The sequence below is a fragment of the Aeromicrobium camelliae genome (genome assembly GCF_003850045.1).
GTDB lineage: Bacteria > Actinomycetota > Actinomycetes > Propionibacteriales > Nocardioidaceae > Aeromicrobium > Aeromicrobium camelliae.
This window is the reverse complement of sequence record NZ_RQJX01000001.1, coordinates 205,611-221,475: the sequence shown is the minus strand read 5'-3', so window position 1 is coordinate 221,475 and position 15,865 is coordinate 205,611. Positions and strand designations below refer to the sequence as shown.

At 67.6% G+C, this 15,865-nt stretch carries 12 protein-coding genes; 4 read left to right on the top strand and 8 right to left on the bottom strand.

The genetic code is table 11. From position 1 onward, the window contains the following. Nucleotides 1-37: 37 nt before the first annotated feature. From EHW97_RS01135 to EHW97_RS01110, 6 genes are all read right to left on the bottom strand, one after another. Nucleotides 38-880, bottom strand: coding sequence for a DegV family protein (locus tag EHW97_RS01135; RefSeq protein WP_124235320.1), 843 nt, complete (start codon nucleotides 878-880; stop codon nucleotides 38-40). 51 nt (nucleotides 881-931) lie between these two features. Further along, nucleotides 932-3,784, bottom strand: coding sequence for a leucine--tRNA ligase (gene leuS / locus EHW97_RS01130; RefSeq protein ID WP_124235319.1), 2,853 nt, complete (start codon nucleotides 3,782-3,784; stop codon nucleotides 932-934). Nucleotides 3,785-3,869: 85 nt separating this feature from the next. Beyond that, on the bottom strand, nucleotides 3,870-4,112 hold the full coding sequence (locus EHW97_RS01125) for a hypothetical protein (protein ID WP_124235318.1): 243 nt from the start codon (nucleotides 4,110-4,112) through the stop codon (nucleotides 3,870-3,872). Nucleotides 4,113-4,122: 10 nt separating this feature from the next. Further along, nucleotides 4,123-5,811, bottom strand: a complete 1,689-nt coding sequence (locus EHW97_RS01120) for a sodium:solute symporter family protein (protein WP_208001813.1) — start codon at nucleotides 5,809-5,811, stop codon at nucleotides 4,123-4,125. A 54-nt stretch (nucleotides 5,812-5,865) separates the two neighbouring features. Further along, entirely contained in the window at nucleotides 5,866-6,540 is a 675-nt protein-coding gene (locus EHW97_RS01115; protein WP_243696252.1) for a potassium channel family protein, read from the bottom strand. Continuing rightward, nucleotides 6,533-7,891 (bottom strand): TrkH family potassium uptake protein, encoded by a 1,359-nt coding sequence (locus EHW97_RS01110; RefSeq protein ID WP_243696251.1) that lies wholly within the window; start codon nucleotides 7,889-7,891, stop codon nucleotides 6,533-6,535. Before EHW97_RS01110 ends, EHW97_RS01115 begins: the two co-directional genes overlap by 8 nt. Nucleotides 7,892-7,965: 74 nt before the next feature. Here EHW97_RS01110 and EHW97_RS01105 point away from each other — a divergent pair, with 74 nt between their 5' ends. Both EHW97_RS01105 and EHW97_RS01100 read left to right on the top strand, forming a co-directional pair. Continuing rightward, nucleotides 7,966-8,937: a glycosyltransferase gene (locus tag EHW97_RS01105; protein ID WP_124235316.1), complete on the top strand. Its 972-nt coding sequence runs from the start codon at nucleotides 7,966-7,968 to the stop codon at nucleotides 8,935-8,937. Between the two features lie 83 nt (nucleotides 8,938-9,020). Then, nucleotides 9,021-10,835 (top strand): glycosyltransferase, encoded by a 1,815-nt coding sequence (locus EHW97_RS01100; protein ID WP_208001812.1) that lies wholly within the window; start codon nucleotides 9,021-9,023, stop codon nucleotides 10,833-10,835. Nucleotides 10,836-10,853: 18 nt separating this feature from the next. On the opposite strand, the gene EHW97_RS15220 is transcribed toward EHW97_RS01100, so the two are convergent. After that, entirely contained in the window at nucleotides 10,854-12,683 is a 1,830-nt protein-coding gene (locus EHW97_RS15220; RefSeq protein ID WP_166367340.1) for a glycosyltransferase family protein, read from the bottom strand. 247 nt (nucleotides 12,684-12,930) lie between these two features. Between EHW97_RS15220 and EHW97_RS01090 the strand changes: the two genes are divergently transcribed. Further along, nucleotides 12,931-13,890 (top strand): lysylphosphatidylglycerol synthase transmembrane domain-containing protein, encoded by a 960-nt coding sequence (locus EHW97_RS01090; RefSeq protein WP_166367339.1) that lies wholly within the window; start codon nucleotides 12,931-12,933, stop codon nucleotides 13,888-13,890. Beyond that, nucleotides 13,877-14,596, top strand: a complete 720-nt coding sequence (locus tag EHW97_RS01085; protein ID WP_124235314.1) for a class I SAM-dependent methyltransferase — start codon at nucleotides 13,877-13,879, stop codon at nucleotides 14,594-14,596. Before EHW97_RS01090 ends, EHW97_RS01085 begins: the two co-directional genes overlap by 14 nt. Before the next feature lie 86 nt (nucleotides 14,597-14,682). On the opposite strand, the gene glf is transcribed toward EHW97_RS01085, so the two are convergent. Further along, on the bottom strand, nucleotides 14,683-15,852 hold the full coding sequence (gene glf, locus EHW97_RS01080) for a UDP-galactopyranose mutase (protein ID WP_124235313.1): 1,170 nt from the start codon (nucleotides 15,850-15,852) through the stop codon (nucleotides 14,683-14,685). Between the last annotated feature and the right edge of the window lie 13 nt (nucleotides 15,853-15,865).

Genomic DNA, 15,865 nt, shown 5'->3' with positions numbered 1-15,865 from the left:
CTGTTGTGGACCCGAGCGAGCTGTGGACGGCGCTCGTCTACCGGCCCGTGACCGTCACCGCGATCATCCCCGGCCCCACGTGAGCGCCGATGTCCGCACCGACCTCGTCGACCGGAACGTGGTCCCACCCCCACACTTCGGCGAGCTGGGCAGCGACATCCTCCGCGCGCTCGCGGGCCGCGAGGTGCTGCACCCCGGCGACGAAGCCTGCCGGGAACCGCTCGGTGGCCTGCCGCGCGAGCTCCACGACTCGGGCGAGCGCCTTCGACGCGGTCCGCACCTTCTCCAACGGAACGACCTCGCCGTCGCGGACGGTGAGGATCGGCTTCACGGCGAGGGCGGAGCCGATGACGGACGCGGCGACGCCCACCCGGCCTCCGCGCTTGAGGTACTCGAGGGTGTCGACGTACAGCAGCACGGTCGACCGCTCCCCCGCCGCGCGAGCCGCCGCCACGATCTCGGCGCTCGACGCGCCGAGGTCGCGAAGACGCGCTGCCGCGGCGGCCGCGAAGCCGGTGGCGATACCGACCTGGCGGGTGTCGACGAAGTGCACCGGCACAGGGCAGCGTGCGGCGGCCATCCTGGCCGAATCGATCGTGCCGGAGACCTTGGAGCTGAGATGGACCGAGACGATCTCGGTGGCGCCGTCGGCGACCAGGCCCGCGTACACGGCGGCGAACGTCTCCGGCGACGGGCGCGAGGTGCTGACCTTCACCTTCTGCGCGAGCGCCTCCGCGATCCGGTCGGCCGTGATGTCGACCCCCTCCGTGAAGACCTCGGACCCGACCACGACCGTCGTCGGCACGACCGCGATCTTCTCGCGACGCGCGTCGTCCGGATCGAGCGATGCCGTCGAATCCGTGACGATCGCAATGGTCATGGCGTCACCTTAACCACCCGCGATCGCCGCGGTGCGGTGCCCGGGAGGGAGTCAGACGACGACGTTGACGAGCTTGGGCGCCCGCACGATGACCTTGCGGATCTCCCGGCCGTCGATCGTGCGCACGACGTTCGGCTCCGCGAGGGCGAGTGCGGTGAGTTCGTCATCGGAGACGTCCGGGCTGACCTGCAGCTTGCCGCGGACCTTGCCCTGCACCTGGACGACGCACGTCACCTGCTCGGCCACCAGGTACTGCGCGTCGGCCTCCGGGTAGGGCGCGTACGTGATCGTCTCGGTGTGTCCGAGCCGTTCCCACAGCTCCTCGGCGAGGTGCGGCGCGAACGGCGCCAGCATCTTCACGAGCGGCTCGATGGCGGCCCGGCCGGTCACCGACTCCTTGGTGAGGTGGTTGGTCAGCTCGATGAGCTTGGCGATCGCGGTGTTGAAGCGCAGTTCCTCCATGTCGCCGCGCACGCCGTCGATCGTCCGGTGCAGAACCCCCAGGGTCGCCGGCGCGAGCGCGTCGTCGGTGACCCGGGTAGCGCCGGTCTCCTCGTCGACGACAAGGCGCCACACGCGCTGCAGGAACCGCTGCGAGCCCACGACCGCGCGGGTCTCCCAGGGCCGCGAGACGTCCAGCGGACCCATGCTCATCTCGTACACGCGGAACGTGTCGGCGCCGTAGGCCTCGTACATCTCGTCGGGCGTGACGACGTTCTTGAGCGACTTGCCCATCTTGCCGTACTCGCGTTCGACGCGTTCGCCGTTGTACCAGTAGGTGCCGTCGTCGGCCTCGGTCACCTCGTCGGCCGGGACGTACGTGCCGCGGACGTCCGTATAGGCGTAGGCCTGGATGTACCCCTGGTTGAACAGTCGGTGGAAGGGCTCCTCGCTCGTCACGTGCCCGAGGTCGAACAGCACCTTGTGCCAGAACCGCGCGTACAGCAGGTGGAGCACCGCGTGCTCCACGCCTCCGACGTAGAGGTCCACGCCGCCGGTGCCGCCCGGAGTGCGGGGGCCCAGCCAGTACTTCTCGTTCGCCGGGTCGGCGAGGCGGTCGCGGTTGTGCGGATCGGTGTACCGCAGCTCGTACCAGCTCGATCCCGCCCAGTTGGGCATCGTGTTGGTCTCGCGCCGGTACCTCTTCGGGCCGTCGCCGAGGTCGAGCTCGACCTCGACCCACTCGCGCACACGCGCCAGCGGCGGCTCCGGCTCGCTCTCGGCGTCGTCGGGCGCGTAGGTGCGCGGCGAGTAGTCGGGAACGTCGGGCAGGTCGACCGGCAACATGCTCTCGGGCAGCGCGATCGGCACGTCGTTCTCGTCGTAGACGATCGGGAACGGCTCGCCCCAGTAGCGCTGGCGACTGAACAGCCAGTCGCGCAGCCGGTAGGTCGTGGTGCCTTCGCCCTGCCCCTTCTCCTCCAGCCACGCGATGATGCGGGACTTCGCGTCGGCGACGGTGAGGCCGTTCAGGCTGACCTCGTCGTTCGCCGAGTTCACCGCGACACCGTCGCCGGTGAACGGGAGCGCGTCCTCGCCCTCGCCCTGCACGACGCGGGGGGTGGGCAGGCCGAACGACTCAGCGAACTCGAAGTCGCGCTCGTCGTGACCGGGAACCGCCATGATCGCGCCGGTGCCGTAGCCCATCAGCACGTAATCGGCGACGAACACGGGGATGCGTTCGCCGTTGACCGGATTGATCGCGAAGGAGCCGGTGAAGACGCCGGTCTTCTCCTTGTTCTCCTGACGCTCGACGTCGGACTTGGCCGCGGCGGCGGCACGGTAGCCGGCGATCGCCTCCGCCGGCGTCGCCGCTCCCCCGGTCCAGCGCGCGTCGGTGCCCTCGGGCCAGGCGTCCGTGGTCAGGGCCTCGACCAGGTCGTGCTCGGGCGCCAGCACCATGTAGCTCGCGCCGAACAGGGTGTCGGGACGGGTCGTGAAGACGACGATCGGCTCGTCGATGCCGGGGACCTCGAACTGGACGTGGGCGCCGTGCGATCGACCGATCCAGTTGCGTTGCATGAGCTTGACCGGCTCCGGCCAGTCGACGCGGTCGAGGTCGTCCAGCAGCCGGTCGGCGTAGGCCGTGATGCGCATCTGCCACTGCTTGAGGTTGCGGCGGAAGACCGGGAAGTTGCCGCGCTCGCTGCGGCCGTCGGCGGTGACCTCCTCGTTGGCCAGCACGGTGCCCAGGCCCGGGGCCCAGTTGACCGGCGCCTCGCTCAGGTAGGCCAGCCGGTAGCCGTCGATGACGTCGGCGCGTTCCTTGGCCGAGAGGTCAGCCCACACGGCGCCGCCGGGGACGTCCCGCGCCCCATTCTCGAACTCCTCGATGAGCTCGGAGATGGGGCGGGCGCGATCGAGTTCCTCGTCGTACCAGGCGTTGAAGATCTGCAGGAAGATCCACTGGGTCCAGCGGACGAAGTCGGGGTCGATCGTCGCGAACGAGCGGCGGGGGTCGTGGCCGAGGCCCAGCCGCCGGAGCTGACGCCGCATGTTGGCGATGTTCTCCAGCGTGGTCTCGCGCGGGTGGCGCCCGGTCTGCACCGCGTACAGCTCGGCGGGCAGTCCGAAGGCGTCGTACCCGAGCGCGTGCAGGACGTTGTCCCCACGCATGCGGCGGTAACGGCCGACGACGTCCGTGGCGATGTACCCCAAGGGGTGACCGACGTGGAGACCGGCTCCCGAGGGGTACGGGAACATGTCCATGATGAAGTACTTGTCGCCCTCGAGACGCTCGGCGGCGCCGTCCTCGGCGAGGTCGCCGACCGGGTTGGGTGCGTCGAACGTCCCCTCGGACTCCCAGCGGTCCTGCCAGCGCAGCTCGATCCGCTCGGCGAGCTCGCTGGTGTAGCGGTGGCCGGATTCGGTCGTGGACGCGGAGTGCTGCGGGGTCGTGGTCACCTGTCAATGCTAGCCAGGCGCCCGCGTGCGCCCGGAGACAGGACGAGCATCGGCGCCGCCATCACGACCGGACCTCGGCCCGGTGTCACGATTCTTCGACGATGATGGGCCGCCAGCGGGCCCAGGCAGCGAAGATCGCAGAGGTCACGAGCAGCGCGATCCCGGTCCAGAGGTTGACGTGGAATCCGTCGCCCTTGGCCAGATCCTCCTCGGACGTGAAGAACAGGCCGACGACGACGAGGACGACGCCGTAGAAGCCGAGCAGCCCTCCGATGATGTACCGGATGTCGAAGGCGCCGGCGGTCTTCTTGGTAGTCGGTTCGCTCATGGTGGTGTCCTCAGAAGATCACGTTGAAGATGATGACGATGACCAGCGCGATACCGGCCAGCTTGACCGGCGACTGGTACCAGGGCAGCGACGCCTGGTCGGGGTCGGTCAGCGACTCCTTGGGCGTCAGCGAGTAGACGAGCCCGACGAGCTGCTTCTCCGGCTTCGGAGCGGTCACGAAGGTGACGGCGACGCTGACGGCGATGTCGACCACGAAGGCCGCGCCGGCCGCAGCGAAGCTCGCGCCCTGACCGCTGAACGGCAGCACGCCCAGGCTCAGTCCGCCGAGCGCATCCTGGCTGAGGATCGCCACCACGATCGCAGCGAGGGTGCCGGAGACCAGACCCGTCCAGCCCGCCGTCGGTGTCATCCGCTTCCAGAACATGCCGAGGATGAAGGTGGCGAACAGCGGTGCGTTGAAGAACCCGAACAGCGTCTGGAGGTAGTCCATCAGGTTGCTGTAGTTCGAGGCGATGAAGGCGGTGCCGATCGCCACGACCGTGGCGGCGACGGTCGCCAGCCGGCCGACCTTCGTGTAGTAGCTGTCCTCGCGGTCCTTGACCGCGTACTGCTGCCACAGGTCGTAGCTGAAGACCGTGTTGAACGCCGAGATGTTGGCCGCCATGCCCGCCATGAACGAGGCCAGCAGACCCGCGATCGCGATGCCGAGCATGCCGTTGGGCAGCAGGTCGCGCATGAGCAGCAGGATCGCGTCGTTGTAGGTGACCCCCTCGACCGCGTCACCGCCCTTGAGCGCTGCGAGCTCCGGCACGATGATCGCGGCGATCATGCCGGGGATGATGACGACGAAGGGGATGAACATCTTGGGGAACGCGCCGATGATCGGCGTACGTCGCGCCGCCGAGATCGAGTCCGCCGCCATCGCGCGCTGGACCTCGACGAAGTTGGTCGTCCAGTAACCGAACGAGAGCACGAAGCCGAGGCCGAAGACGATGCCCACGACCGACCAGAACGGATTGTCGATACCGGTGAGGTCGGTGCCGGGCCACGAGCTGAGCTGCTCAGGTCCGGGCTGGATCTGCTCGCGGATGCCGTCCCAGCCGCCGACCTTGTGCAGCGCGATGGTGGTGAGCGGCACGAGGGCGGCGACGATGACGAAGAACTGCAGGACCTCGTTGTAGATGGCCGCGGACAACCCGCCCAGGGCGGTGTAGCTCAGCACGATCGCCGCGGCGACGACGAGCGAGACCCACAGCGACCACCCGAGCAGACGATTGACGATCGTCGCGAGCAGGAACAGGTTGATGCCGGCGATCAGCAGCTGGGCGATCGCGAAGCTGAGGGCGTTGACGAGGTGCGCGCCCGTACCGAACCGCTTGCGCATGAACTCGGGCACGCTGCGGACACCGGAGCCGTAGTAGAACGGCATCATCACGACGCCGAGGAACAGCATCGCCGGCACCGCGCCCACCCAGAAGTAGTGCGCCGTCGCCATGCCGTACTGCGCGCCGTTCGCCGACATGCCCATGATCTCGACGGCGCCGAGGTTGGCGGCGACGAAGGCCAGGCCGGTGACCCACGCCGGCAGCGACCGGCCGGAGAGGAAGAAGTCGATGCTGGACGAGACCTGTCGTCGCGCCAAGAGCCCGATGCCCAAGACCACGGCGAAGTACGCGACCACGATGAGGTAGTCGACGAAGTTCGCGTCCAACCGGAACGTCGAGTCTGCTGCGATCACAGTCGGTGACGCTACTCCCGTCGCAGCACAACCGCACGGCAAACGAGAGCCGGTTCATCCACGAAGGGCGCAGAACTCCTCGACCTTGCGGGTGGGGCCGGAGACGATGAGCTCGTCGGAGGCGTTGACGAGCGTCTCGGGCCGGGCGTAAGTGAAGTCCTCGCCCCGCCGTTTGACTCCGACGACCGTGATGCCGTACTTGCTGCGCAGCGCGGCCTCGGCGAGCGTCTGGTCGAAGGCGACCCGGGGCGCGCGGGTCCGCGCGATCGAGAAGCCGTCGTCGAACTCGATGTAGTCGATCATTGCCCCGGTGACCATGTGCGCGACCCGCTCGCCCATGGCGGACTCGGGTCGCACGACGTGGGTGGCACCGACCCGCTCGAGGATGCGCGCGTGCTTGGCGTTGATGGCCTTGGCCCAGACCTCCTCGACGCCGAGCTCGACGAGGCTCAGGACGGTCAGGACGCTGGCCTCGATGTCGGTCCCGATGCCGACGACCGCGCGATCGAACTGCTCGGCGCCGATCTGGCGCAACGCCTCGGTGTCCGTCGTATCCGCCGCCACCACGTGGGTGAAGTCGCTCGCGTACTTCTGCACGATGTCGGGACGTTCGTCGACGGCGAGCACCTCGTGACCGAGGCGCTCGAGCGAACGCGAGACCGAGGAGCCGAACCGGCCGAGCCCGACCACGAGGACGGGGGCGGTGAGGGGATTGTCGTTCTTACCCAATGATCGGTTGCTCCTCGGGAAGGTGGTACCGCGGCTGACGACGCCGCAGTACGAACGCGGACGCTGCCGCAATGGTGCCCACTCGCCCGACGAACATCAAGACGATGAGCACGAGTTGCGACGGCGCGTTGAGTTCGGGCGTCAGGCCCGTCGACAGGCCGGTGGTGCCGAAGGCGGACGTCGTCTCGAACAGCGCCTCGATGTAGGAGGCACCGGACATGAGCATCAGCAGCAACGTCCCGCCGTAGACGAGCATCACGGCCAGCAGCGCGATGCTGACCGCCGTGCGGACGGTGCGACCGCTGACCGAGCGACGGCCGATCTGCACCTCCGGGTCGCCCCGCAGCTCGGCGAGGATGACGAAGGCCAGGAGCAGGAACGTCGTGACCTTGATGCCGCCGGCCGTACTCGCGCTGCCTCCACCGATGAACATCATGACGACGGCGATGCCCTGCGTCTCCGCCTCGACGTGATTCCAGTCGAAGCTCTGCAGGCCGCCCGACCGCGGCATGATGCCGCCCTCGATCGCCGTGACGACTTTCTCGACGAGCGGCATGTTGCCGAGCGTCGCGGGATTGGCCCACTCGATCGTGAGGAACGCCAGCGAGCCGATGGCGAAGAGCATCAACGACCCCCACACCGTCAGACGGGTGTGGATGGTCCAACGACTGGGGCGCCGCCAGCCGCGGTACAGCTCGGCGAGCACGGGGAACCCGACGGCGCCGATGAAGACGGCGACGGAGATCGGGATGATGACGGCCACGTCGCCGGCGTAGCGGGTCAGGCTGTCGGAGTTGAGCGAGAATCCCGCGTTGTTGAACGCCATCACCGCGTCGAACACGCCGTGCCAGACCGCCTCGGGCAGGGAGTCGAAGTACACGAGGCGGTAGCGGATGGTGAGGATGAGAGCGGTGACTGCCTGGAAGCTCACCAGGGTCACGGTGACGCGTCGGAACAGCGGCCTGACCTCGCCGAGACTCACGACGTGCATGTCGACCTGGGCGAGCATCTGCGTGCGCAGACCCAAGCGGCCTCCGACGAACAGGCCGAGGATCGTGGCCAGCGCGATGATGCCGATGCCGCCGATCTCGACGAGGACCAGGATGATGATCTGGCCGATCATCGACCAGTAGGTGCCCGTGTCCACGGTGGCCAGACCGGTGACGGTGACCGCGGACGTCGCCGTGAAGAAGGCGTCCATGAAGGTGGGTGCCGAATCGCCCTCGCGCGCGAACGGCATGAGCAGCAACACCGTGCCGACGAGGATGAGTCCCAGGAACACGAGCGGAAGCAACCGCACGGGGTGCGCTATGCCAGGCGGAATGCGCCAGCGCCACGAGGAGCTCACCACCGCACGACCGTACCGCGTGCGGGGCGCAGACGGCGATCAGACGCGGCGTTCGGCCGCACCGCTACCCTGATGCGGTGACCTCGACGACCGACCGGCTGGCCATCGCCATCGTCACCTTCAACCGATCGGCCCTCCTCGCCGAGCTGCTCGACAGCGCGGCTCGCTTGGAGACGCAGCCGTTCCGGGTGGTGGTCGTCGACAACGCGAGTACCGACGACACCCCCGCGATCATCGAGTCGTACCGCGACCGTTTCGCCGACGGCGTCCTCGTCAACCACCGTCTCGACATCAACACCGGCGGCGCGGGCGGCTTCAGCGAGGGCACACGCGTCGCCCTCGATCACGGTGCCGAGTGGGTCTGGCTCATGGACGACGACGTCGAGATCCTCCCCGAGGCGCTCGAACGTTTCGCCCCGTGGATGGAGCGCTTCGCGGTGCTGCACGGGCGCCGTTACGACGTCGACGGCTCGCCGTTCTTCTGGCAGGCGAAGTTCAACCAGTTCCTCGGCGTGCCGCTGCCCTACACGAGCAAGGCGTTCAACCCCGAGGGGTACGCGATCACGAACTCCGGAACGTTCGAGGGCATGCTCATCCGCGCCGACATCGTGCGCCGCATCGGGCTGCCCGACCCCCGATTCTTCATCTCCTGGGACGACGCGGTCTACGCGTGGCTCGCCTCGCGCTACACGCAGGTGGCGTACGTCGACGCGTTCGTCCTCAAGCGCAAACGCGAGCAGCGCCAGATCAACCTCGGCCTGCGCCACCTCAACGACTCGAGTCCCTTGGCCAAGTACCACGTCATGCGCAATCGCGCCTACGTCGGCCGGTACTTCGCCGAGCACGGGCAGTTGAACCGGGTCGGGTTCGCTCTCGGCACCGCCCTGACCTTCGCCAAGGAGGTCTTCCGGCTCGTCGCCGTCGAACGCAGCCTCAAGGGGGTCGGCGTGCTGGTCAAGGGGTGGCGCGACGGACGGACCATCTGGCGCGACCGATCGTGGCGACCCATGCCCGCCCTCAGCACCTCGCCCGGGACAGGCGAGAATTGACTCAACCAGCGACGGGGGGCGTTGGGTCATCCCAGTACGCTCGCTCCGTTGCGGCCCTCGATCTGCAAGGAAGTTGATGCCTCGTGACTGTGCTGGCCCACGTCGTACCGGGACCGACCGACGACCGTGACCTCTCGGCGCTGTACGTCGACCACACCGGCGCGCCCAAGCGCGTCTCCTACGCCACGTACTTCAACGCCTTCCCGGCGGGTTACTGGAGTCAGTGGACGAACGTCCAGCAGGTGACCTTGACGGTCGAGACGCAGGGCGAGGGCACACTCGAGGTCTTCACCTCCGACGCGAGCTCGCAGTCCCGAGTGACCCACACCGAGACGCTCTCGGGCCGCCACACGACCCGCGTGGACCTCTCCCTTCAGGGGCACAACGACGGGGGCTGGTTCTGGTTCGATCTCCTGCCGGCCGACACCGGCACCCCGATCGAGCTCGTCGGCGCCACCTGGTCGACGGAGGCGACCCCTCGCACGCAGGGCAAGGCGTCGATCGGTATCACGACGTTCAACAAGCCCGACTACTGCGTCGACACCCTCCGCGCCCTGGCTGACGCTCCGACCGCCCTCTCCGTCCTCGACACCATCTACCTCGTCGACCAGGGCACGGCGAAGGTCGCCGACGAGCCCGGTTTCGCGGACGCGGCAGCACAGCTGTCCTCGCAGCTGCAGGTCATCGATCAGGCCAACCTCGGTGGTTCGGGCGGGTTCTCGCGCGCGATGCTCGAGACGCTCGACGCGGGCGCGAGCGACTTCACCCTCTTGCTCGACGACGACGTGGAGATCGAGCCCGAGGCCATCTACCGCATCGTGCAGTTCGGCCGGTTCACCACGCGACCGACGATCGTGGGCGGCCACATGTTCGATCTGCTCAACCCGTCGGTGTTGCACGCCTGGGCCGAGATCCTCGACCTCAAGTACTTCATGTGGCGTCCCGGTCCGCCGGCTCACTCGCGCCACAACTTCCGCGAACGCAACCTGCGCGCGACCCCCTGGACGCATCGCCGCGACGACGCTGACTACACCGGCTGGTGGATGTGCCTCATTCCGGTCGAGGCGATCAAGCGCATCGGCTTGTCGCTGCCGGTCTTCATCAAGTGGGACGATGCCGAGTACTCGGTCCGCGCCCGGGCGATCGGCGTCCCGACGGTCTCCCTGCCCGGCAGCGCGCTGTGGCACGTCTCCTGGGTCGACAAGGACGACTCCCGCGACTGGCAGGCCTATTTCCACGCGCGCAACCGACTCATCGCCGCGCTCGTGCATTCGGACTATCCGTCCGGCGGCCGGTTGTTCTCCAACCTCGGCCGCATCGACGTCAAGCACCTGCTGTGCATGGAGTACTACGCCGCCCATATCCGCGAGCGGGCCTACCGCGACGTGCTGCGCGGTCCCGAGCATCTGCACGAGGAGATCAGCACGATCCTGGGCGAGCTGCGGGCCGAACGTGGCCGCTTCGTCGAGAACCAGGTGCACAACGCTCCTCAGGACATCCCCTTCTCGCGGGAAGGTCGTCTGACCTTCGACATCGAGATCGACGCTCCCCCGTTGCGCCCGATGCTGCCGGCCTTCACGGCGCGCCACTTCGCACGTCACTGGTCGATGCCGTCGGAGCCGCAGGACGCCGAGCCGCAGGTCGAGCTCGTGCGCCGCGACGCGACCTGGTGGCGGATGCCGCGCTACGAGTCCGCGGTCGTGACCGACGCGCAGCGCACCTCCGCGGTGATCTACCGCCGCGACCGCGAGTTCTTCCGCGTGCAGTTCCGCCGCAACCGAGCGGCACTGCACGAGGTCGAGAAGAACTGGAATCGCCTCGCGCAGGAGTACCGCGCCGCCATGGCCGACATCACGTCCCCCGAGATGTGGCGAAAGACCCTGAATCCCGGCGGATGAAGGCTTGGCGGTGGAGGATCACTGTCCGGCGTCGTCGAGCAGGCCTCGTTCGTCCAGTTCGTTCTGGAGTGCTCCCGGCATCACCCAGAGCCGACTGAACGGATAACTGAATCCCTCGATGCGACGGGCTCCGGCCTGCGCGCCCAGCTCCCAGGTTTCACAGGCGATCACCACGTCGCCCACGATCGGCTCGTCGGGCGGCGCGAAGAAGTGGACCGTAGACGGCAGCATGTAGTAGCCCAGGTAGTTCTCGCTACTGGGACGCGCGCTTCGTGGGCGCTCCGGACACGTCTTGTCGAATCCAATGACGAGGTCCTCGTCCAACGCTCGCAGTCGGTCGACCACCTCCAGTCCTTCGGGTGATCTCCCTTGCTCGTCGTGGAAGACGTCCGATGCGCGGTTCGCCACGACGGTCGAAGCCACCGCCACGGCGAGCGCCGCAGTCGCGACGACGCGCGGATGTCGTCGGACTCCGGCCGCGATCGCCAGAGCGACAAGGACCGCCAGCGACGCCACGAGCCAGAATCTGTTCTCGTTGACCAGAGTGGGCCAGACCCACACGTCCCGCGCCCAGTCGTGATCGGGCAACAACCATGTCCAGGGGAGGATGCCCGGAATATGCGCGGGCGTGACGAACCCCCAGGTGGGCGCCTGCGGCGCGACCCACAGAACGGTGGGCACGACCACCGCTGCGGACACGCCGAGGGACACGCCGAGGGTGCGCAGACGAAGACCGGCAACGAGCGCCGCGACGCCGAGAGCGACGACGAGCGCAGCGAACGGATCGATGTAGCGGCCGTACACCCAGACATCGAGTCGTACCCACGGGTTCTCCTCGCGCCACCAGGGGTCGGCCCATCGAAGCGACGAGACGAGGAAGATGGCGGTCGTCGTCCCGAACAGGTACGTGCCCCAACCGGCTCGCACACGCTGAACCACAAGTTCTCGCCACACGACCGCCACGAGGACCACCACGCCGAGCGCGATCGCCCCGAAGGACGCCACCAGTTGGTACCACGCTTGACCGAGGGCCGCTTGAGACACCGACGACGATGTGACGGACGCGAGAAGCTCGCCGAGGTGCTCGTCCTGGGTGAACTCCTTGCCGAGCAACGTCACGATGAGCGCCCGGGTGCCGTAATGCGTGACCACGCCGAACGCGACGAGGCTCACCAGGCCAGCGATGCCAACGCGCCGATGCCGTACGGCGAAGAGGCCCATCCAGATCGCGGCCGCCAGAAGCACCGGCAGGACGCGGGCATGAGTGAAGAGCGTGAACGCCAGCGCAGCAGACACGGCGACGGCGCGGAACACGGTGGGGCGCTCCGTCACCCTCATGACGGCCAACGCGGACAGTACGACGAACAGGAAGAGCAGCCGCTCGCTCAAGAGGTAGTCCGATTGGATCGCCCGAGCCGGGAGCGCGACCACGATCGATGCCACGACGACCGCCTGAGGTCGCGTCAGGCCGAAGCGCTCGATCACCCGACCGAGCGGAAGGATCGTCACGAGTGAGACGACGACGCCGAGCCAGATCGCGGCTCGATACACCACCATCGGGTCGTCCGTGATCCACCAGAGCGGCGCCATGACGAACGACCATCCGGGATAGTAGCCGGCCCCGACGACATAAGGCGGCTCCCCGCCGGAGATCGACCACGACATCTGCAACATCATGATCTCGTCGAACGGGAACGAGGGATGACGAGCGCCGCGTGCGACCCACGCATGTGCTGCCGCGGCCGCTGCGACCGCGACGACGGCCAAGGCCCGCCAGACGCCTGAACCAGGAGGCGAGGGCGCGACGGCTGCCTCGTGTGTCGGAGGAAGGTCATCTACGGTGTGCACGGCAGCCGGCGCTCCTCTCCGCCCCGCGTCGCAGCGCGTCGTCCTGGGCGCGCCCAGTCTAAGGTCCGGATGCTCCGCTCCCCATGAGGGTCCGACACGCCGCCGCCGTCGCGTAGAGTGACGCTCGCCCGCCCCGCTTCCGACACGCCTGGTGGTTCGACCGAATGAGACGAGCGCTTCGCTACCCGAGACGACGGGTTGTCAGGAGTGGACAGGGATGACGGCGGATGATCGTCGTCCTCGATCGATGAAGCTGGTGCGGATCGGTGGCATCGTCCTCGGCGTTCTCGCGTTGACGCTGTGCATCCGCGCCATCGTTCAGGAGTGGGCCGACATCTCGACCGCGGTCCGTCGAGCGGATGTGCGTTGGCTTGTGGCAGCCCTCGCGCTGAGTGGCGCATCGATGGCCTCGCTGGGTGTGCTCTGGCAGCGGTGCTTGGCCGTCTTCGGTCACCGGACGCCGCTGGGCGCCACGATCTCCTGGTACTTCGCTGGGGAACTCGGCAAGTACGTTCCCGGCGGAGTGTGGGCGGTCCTCGGTCGTGGAGAGCTCGCGTACCGCCTCGCTGGGGTACCGCGATCCGTGGCGTACGGGACCACGTTGGTCTCATACGGAACGATGTGCTTGAGCGCGGCTTTCGTGTGTGCGGCGCTCATCCCGTGGGTGTTCGTCGGGGGCGGCGATCCTGGGTGGTATGTCGTCACGGTCGTCCTGGTCCCGCTGGGAGTCGGCATCGTCCACCCCGTGCCGTTCGGCCGCATCCTCGCTCTCGGTCGCAGGGCCACGGGAGGAAAGCTGGATCTCCATCCCGCGCGATGGGGTCAGATGATCGCGCTCATCGTCTGGGGCATCCCTGCGTGGTTGCTCCTGGGAGGAGCGGCCTGGTGCATCGCGCAAGCGTTGGCGTTCCCTGGCCGCTTTCCTGACGTGGCCTTTGCGGCCGTGACGGCGTGGATCCTCGGTTTCCTACTGTTTCCGGTCCCCGCAGGTGCCGGAGTACGGGAAGTCGTCTTTATCGCGCTCGCCGGCCTCAGCGCCGGTCCGGCTGCAGCGATCGCTCTCGTTTCGCGCGTTGCTCTCATGATCGCGGACGGAATCGGTGGGCTCGTCGGACTCGCGGGGATCAGTCGGCGGGTCGGCTCACGTGATCTGAGACACTTTCTCGACAACGCAGAGTCCCAGGAGACGCCAGATGAGAAGTGCTGATCTGCTGACGCAGGCGAAGTCGAGCTACGCAGTCGGTGCTCGGCGACTCGGTCGAGCACTCACCGCCGTCGGTGTGCTCGGAGAGACACCACCGTCGCGTGACCATCGCCTCAAGCACTGGGCGTTCAGCCTCACGCGCGTTCACGACTCGCTGGCGATGGCTGAACTCGATGTGCCCTGGTGGACATACCGCGCGATCGACATCACCGAAGCGTGGCTGTCAGCTCGACGGTCGCCCGTCCGGGTGTTCGAGTACGGCTCGGGCGCGAGCACGTTGTGGCTCTCCCGCCGGGCCGACGAGGTCTTCACCGTCGAGCACCATCGTGGATTCGCCGAGGGGATGCGCACGGCTTTCGATGCCCGTGGCAACAGCGCCATGCAGATCGTCGAACCGATCACCTCGGACGTGGTGGTCACGCCCTCCGCCAAGGAAGGCCACGGCGGCCTCGACTTCACCGCCTACGTCCGTTCGATCGAGAACGTCCCAGGGGAGTTCGATCTCATCGTCATCGACGGCCGCGCACGGGAGGCGTGTCTGACCATCGCCTTGGAACGACTCGCCCCGGACGGGCTCATCGTTTTCGACAACAGTCGCCGTGCACGCTACCGTCGCGCGATCCGTGCGGCCCAGGTGCAGGAGCGGCGTCTACCAGGGTTGACGCCCACCCTTCCTTATCCGGATCAGACCTCACTCATCGTCCGCTGATCCGGGACAGCACGCGGATGAAGGTCCAGTGACAGGAGAAGGGCGCACCCGATCGCGGGTGCGCCCTTCTCCTGTCACTGGAGCGGTCAGGCTTCGCTGCGTCCGAACATCGGCGCGATCGTGTTGCGGAACGCCGACAGCGCGGAGCCGATCGCCATGTGCATGTCGAGGTACTGGTAGGTGCCCAGGCGGCCGCCGAAATGCACCCGGTCTTCACCCTTCTGCAGCTCGCGGTACTTGAGCAGGCCCTCGCGGTCCGCTGCCGTGTTGATCGGGTAGTACGGCTCGTCGCCGGACTCCGCGAACCGCGAGAACTCGCGCATGACGACGGTCTTGTCGTTGGGGTAACGGTCCGCCCGCTCGGGGTGGAAGTGACGGAACTCGTGGATGCGCGTGAACGGCACGTCACGGTCGGCATAGTTCATGACCGAGGTGCCCTGGAAGTCGGGAACGTCCACGACCTCGCGCTCGAAATCCAGGGTTCGCCACGACAACGCACCCTCGGCGTAGTCGAAGTAGCGATCGACGGGACCGGTGTAGACGACCGGCACCTGGCCCACGACGGAGCCCTTGTTCACCGGCTGCGACGCATCGAAGAAATCCGAGTCGAGCCGGATCTCGATGTTCGGGTGGTCGGCCATGCGCTCCAGCCACGCCGTGTAACCGTCGACCGGCAGACCCTCGTGGCGGTCGTTGAAGTACCGGTTGTCGTAGGTGTAGCGCACGGGAAGCCGGGTGATGATCTCGGCGGGCAACTCTGTGGGATCGGTCTGCCACTGCTTGGCGGTGTAGTCGCGGATGAACGCCTCGTAGAGCGGTCGTCCGATGAGCGAGATCGCCTTCTCCTCGAGGTTGCTCGCGCTGGCGGTGTCGAACTCCTCCGCCTGCGAGGCGATCAGCTGGCGGGCCTCGGCCGGCGAGTACGCCGCCCCGAAGAACTGGTTGATGGTGCCGAGGTTGATCGGCAAGGGGTACACAACGCCGCGGTGGTTCGTGTAGACGCGGTGCTGGTAGTTCGTGAAGCTCGTGAAGCGGTTGACGTACTCCCAGACCTGCTCGTTGGAGGTGTGGAACAGGTGCGCGCCGTAGCGGTGCACCTCGATCCCGGTGTCCGGATCGTCCTCACTGTAGGCATTGCCACCGATGTGCTCACGACGCTCGACGACGAGGACCTTCAGTCCCAGTTCATCGGCGGCCCGATCGGCGATCGTCAGGCCGTAGAAGCCCGATCCGACGACCACGAGGTCAGCTTGCATCAGTGCGCACTCC

Bases quoted from the DNA above. Each gene is read 5' to 3' on its own strand.
- EHW97_RS01135 (WP_124235320.1), bottom strand. From the start codon at position 880: ATGACCATTGCGATCGTCACGGATTCGACGGCATCGCTCGATCCGGAC.
- EHW97_RS01125 (WP_124235318.1), bottom strand. From the start codon at position 4,112: ATGAGCGAACCGACTACCAAGAAGACCGCCGGCGCCTTCGACATCCGG.
- EHW97_RS01090 (WP_166367339.1), top strand. From the start codon at position 12,931: ATGAAGCTGGTGCGGATCGGTGGCATCGTCCTCGGCGTTCTCGCGTTG.
- EHW97_RS01085 (WP_124235314.1), top strand. From the start codon at position 13,877: ATGAGAAGTGCTGATCTGCTGACGCAGGCGAAGTCGAGCTACGCAGTC.
- glf (WP_124235313.1), bottom strand. From the start codon at position 15,852: ATGCAAGCTGACCTCGTGGTCGTCGGATCGGGCTTCTACGGCCTGACG.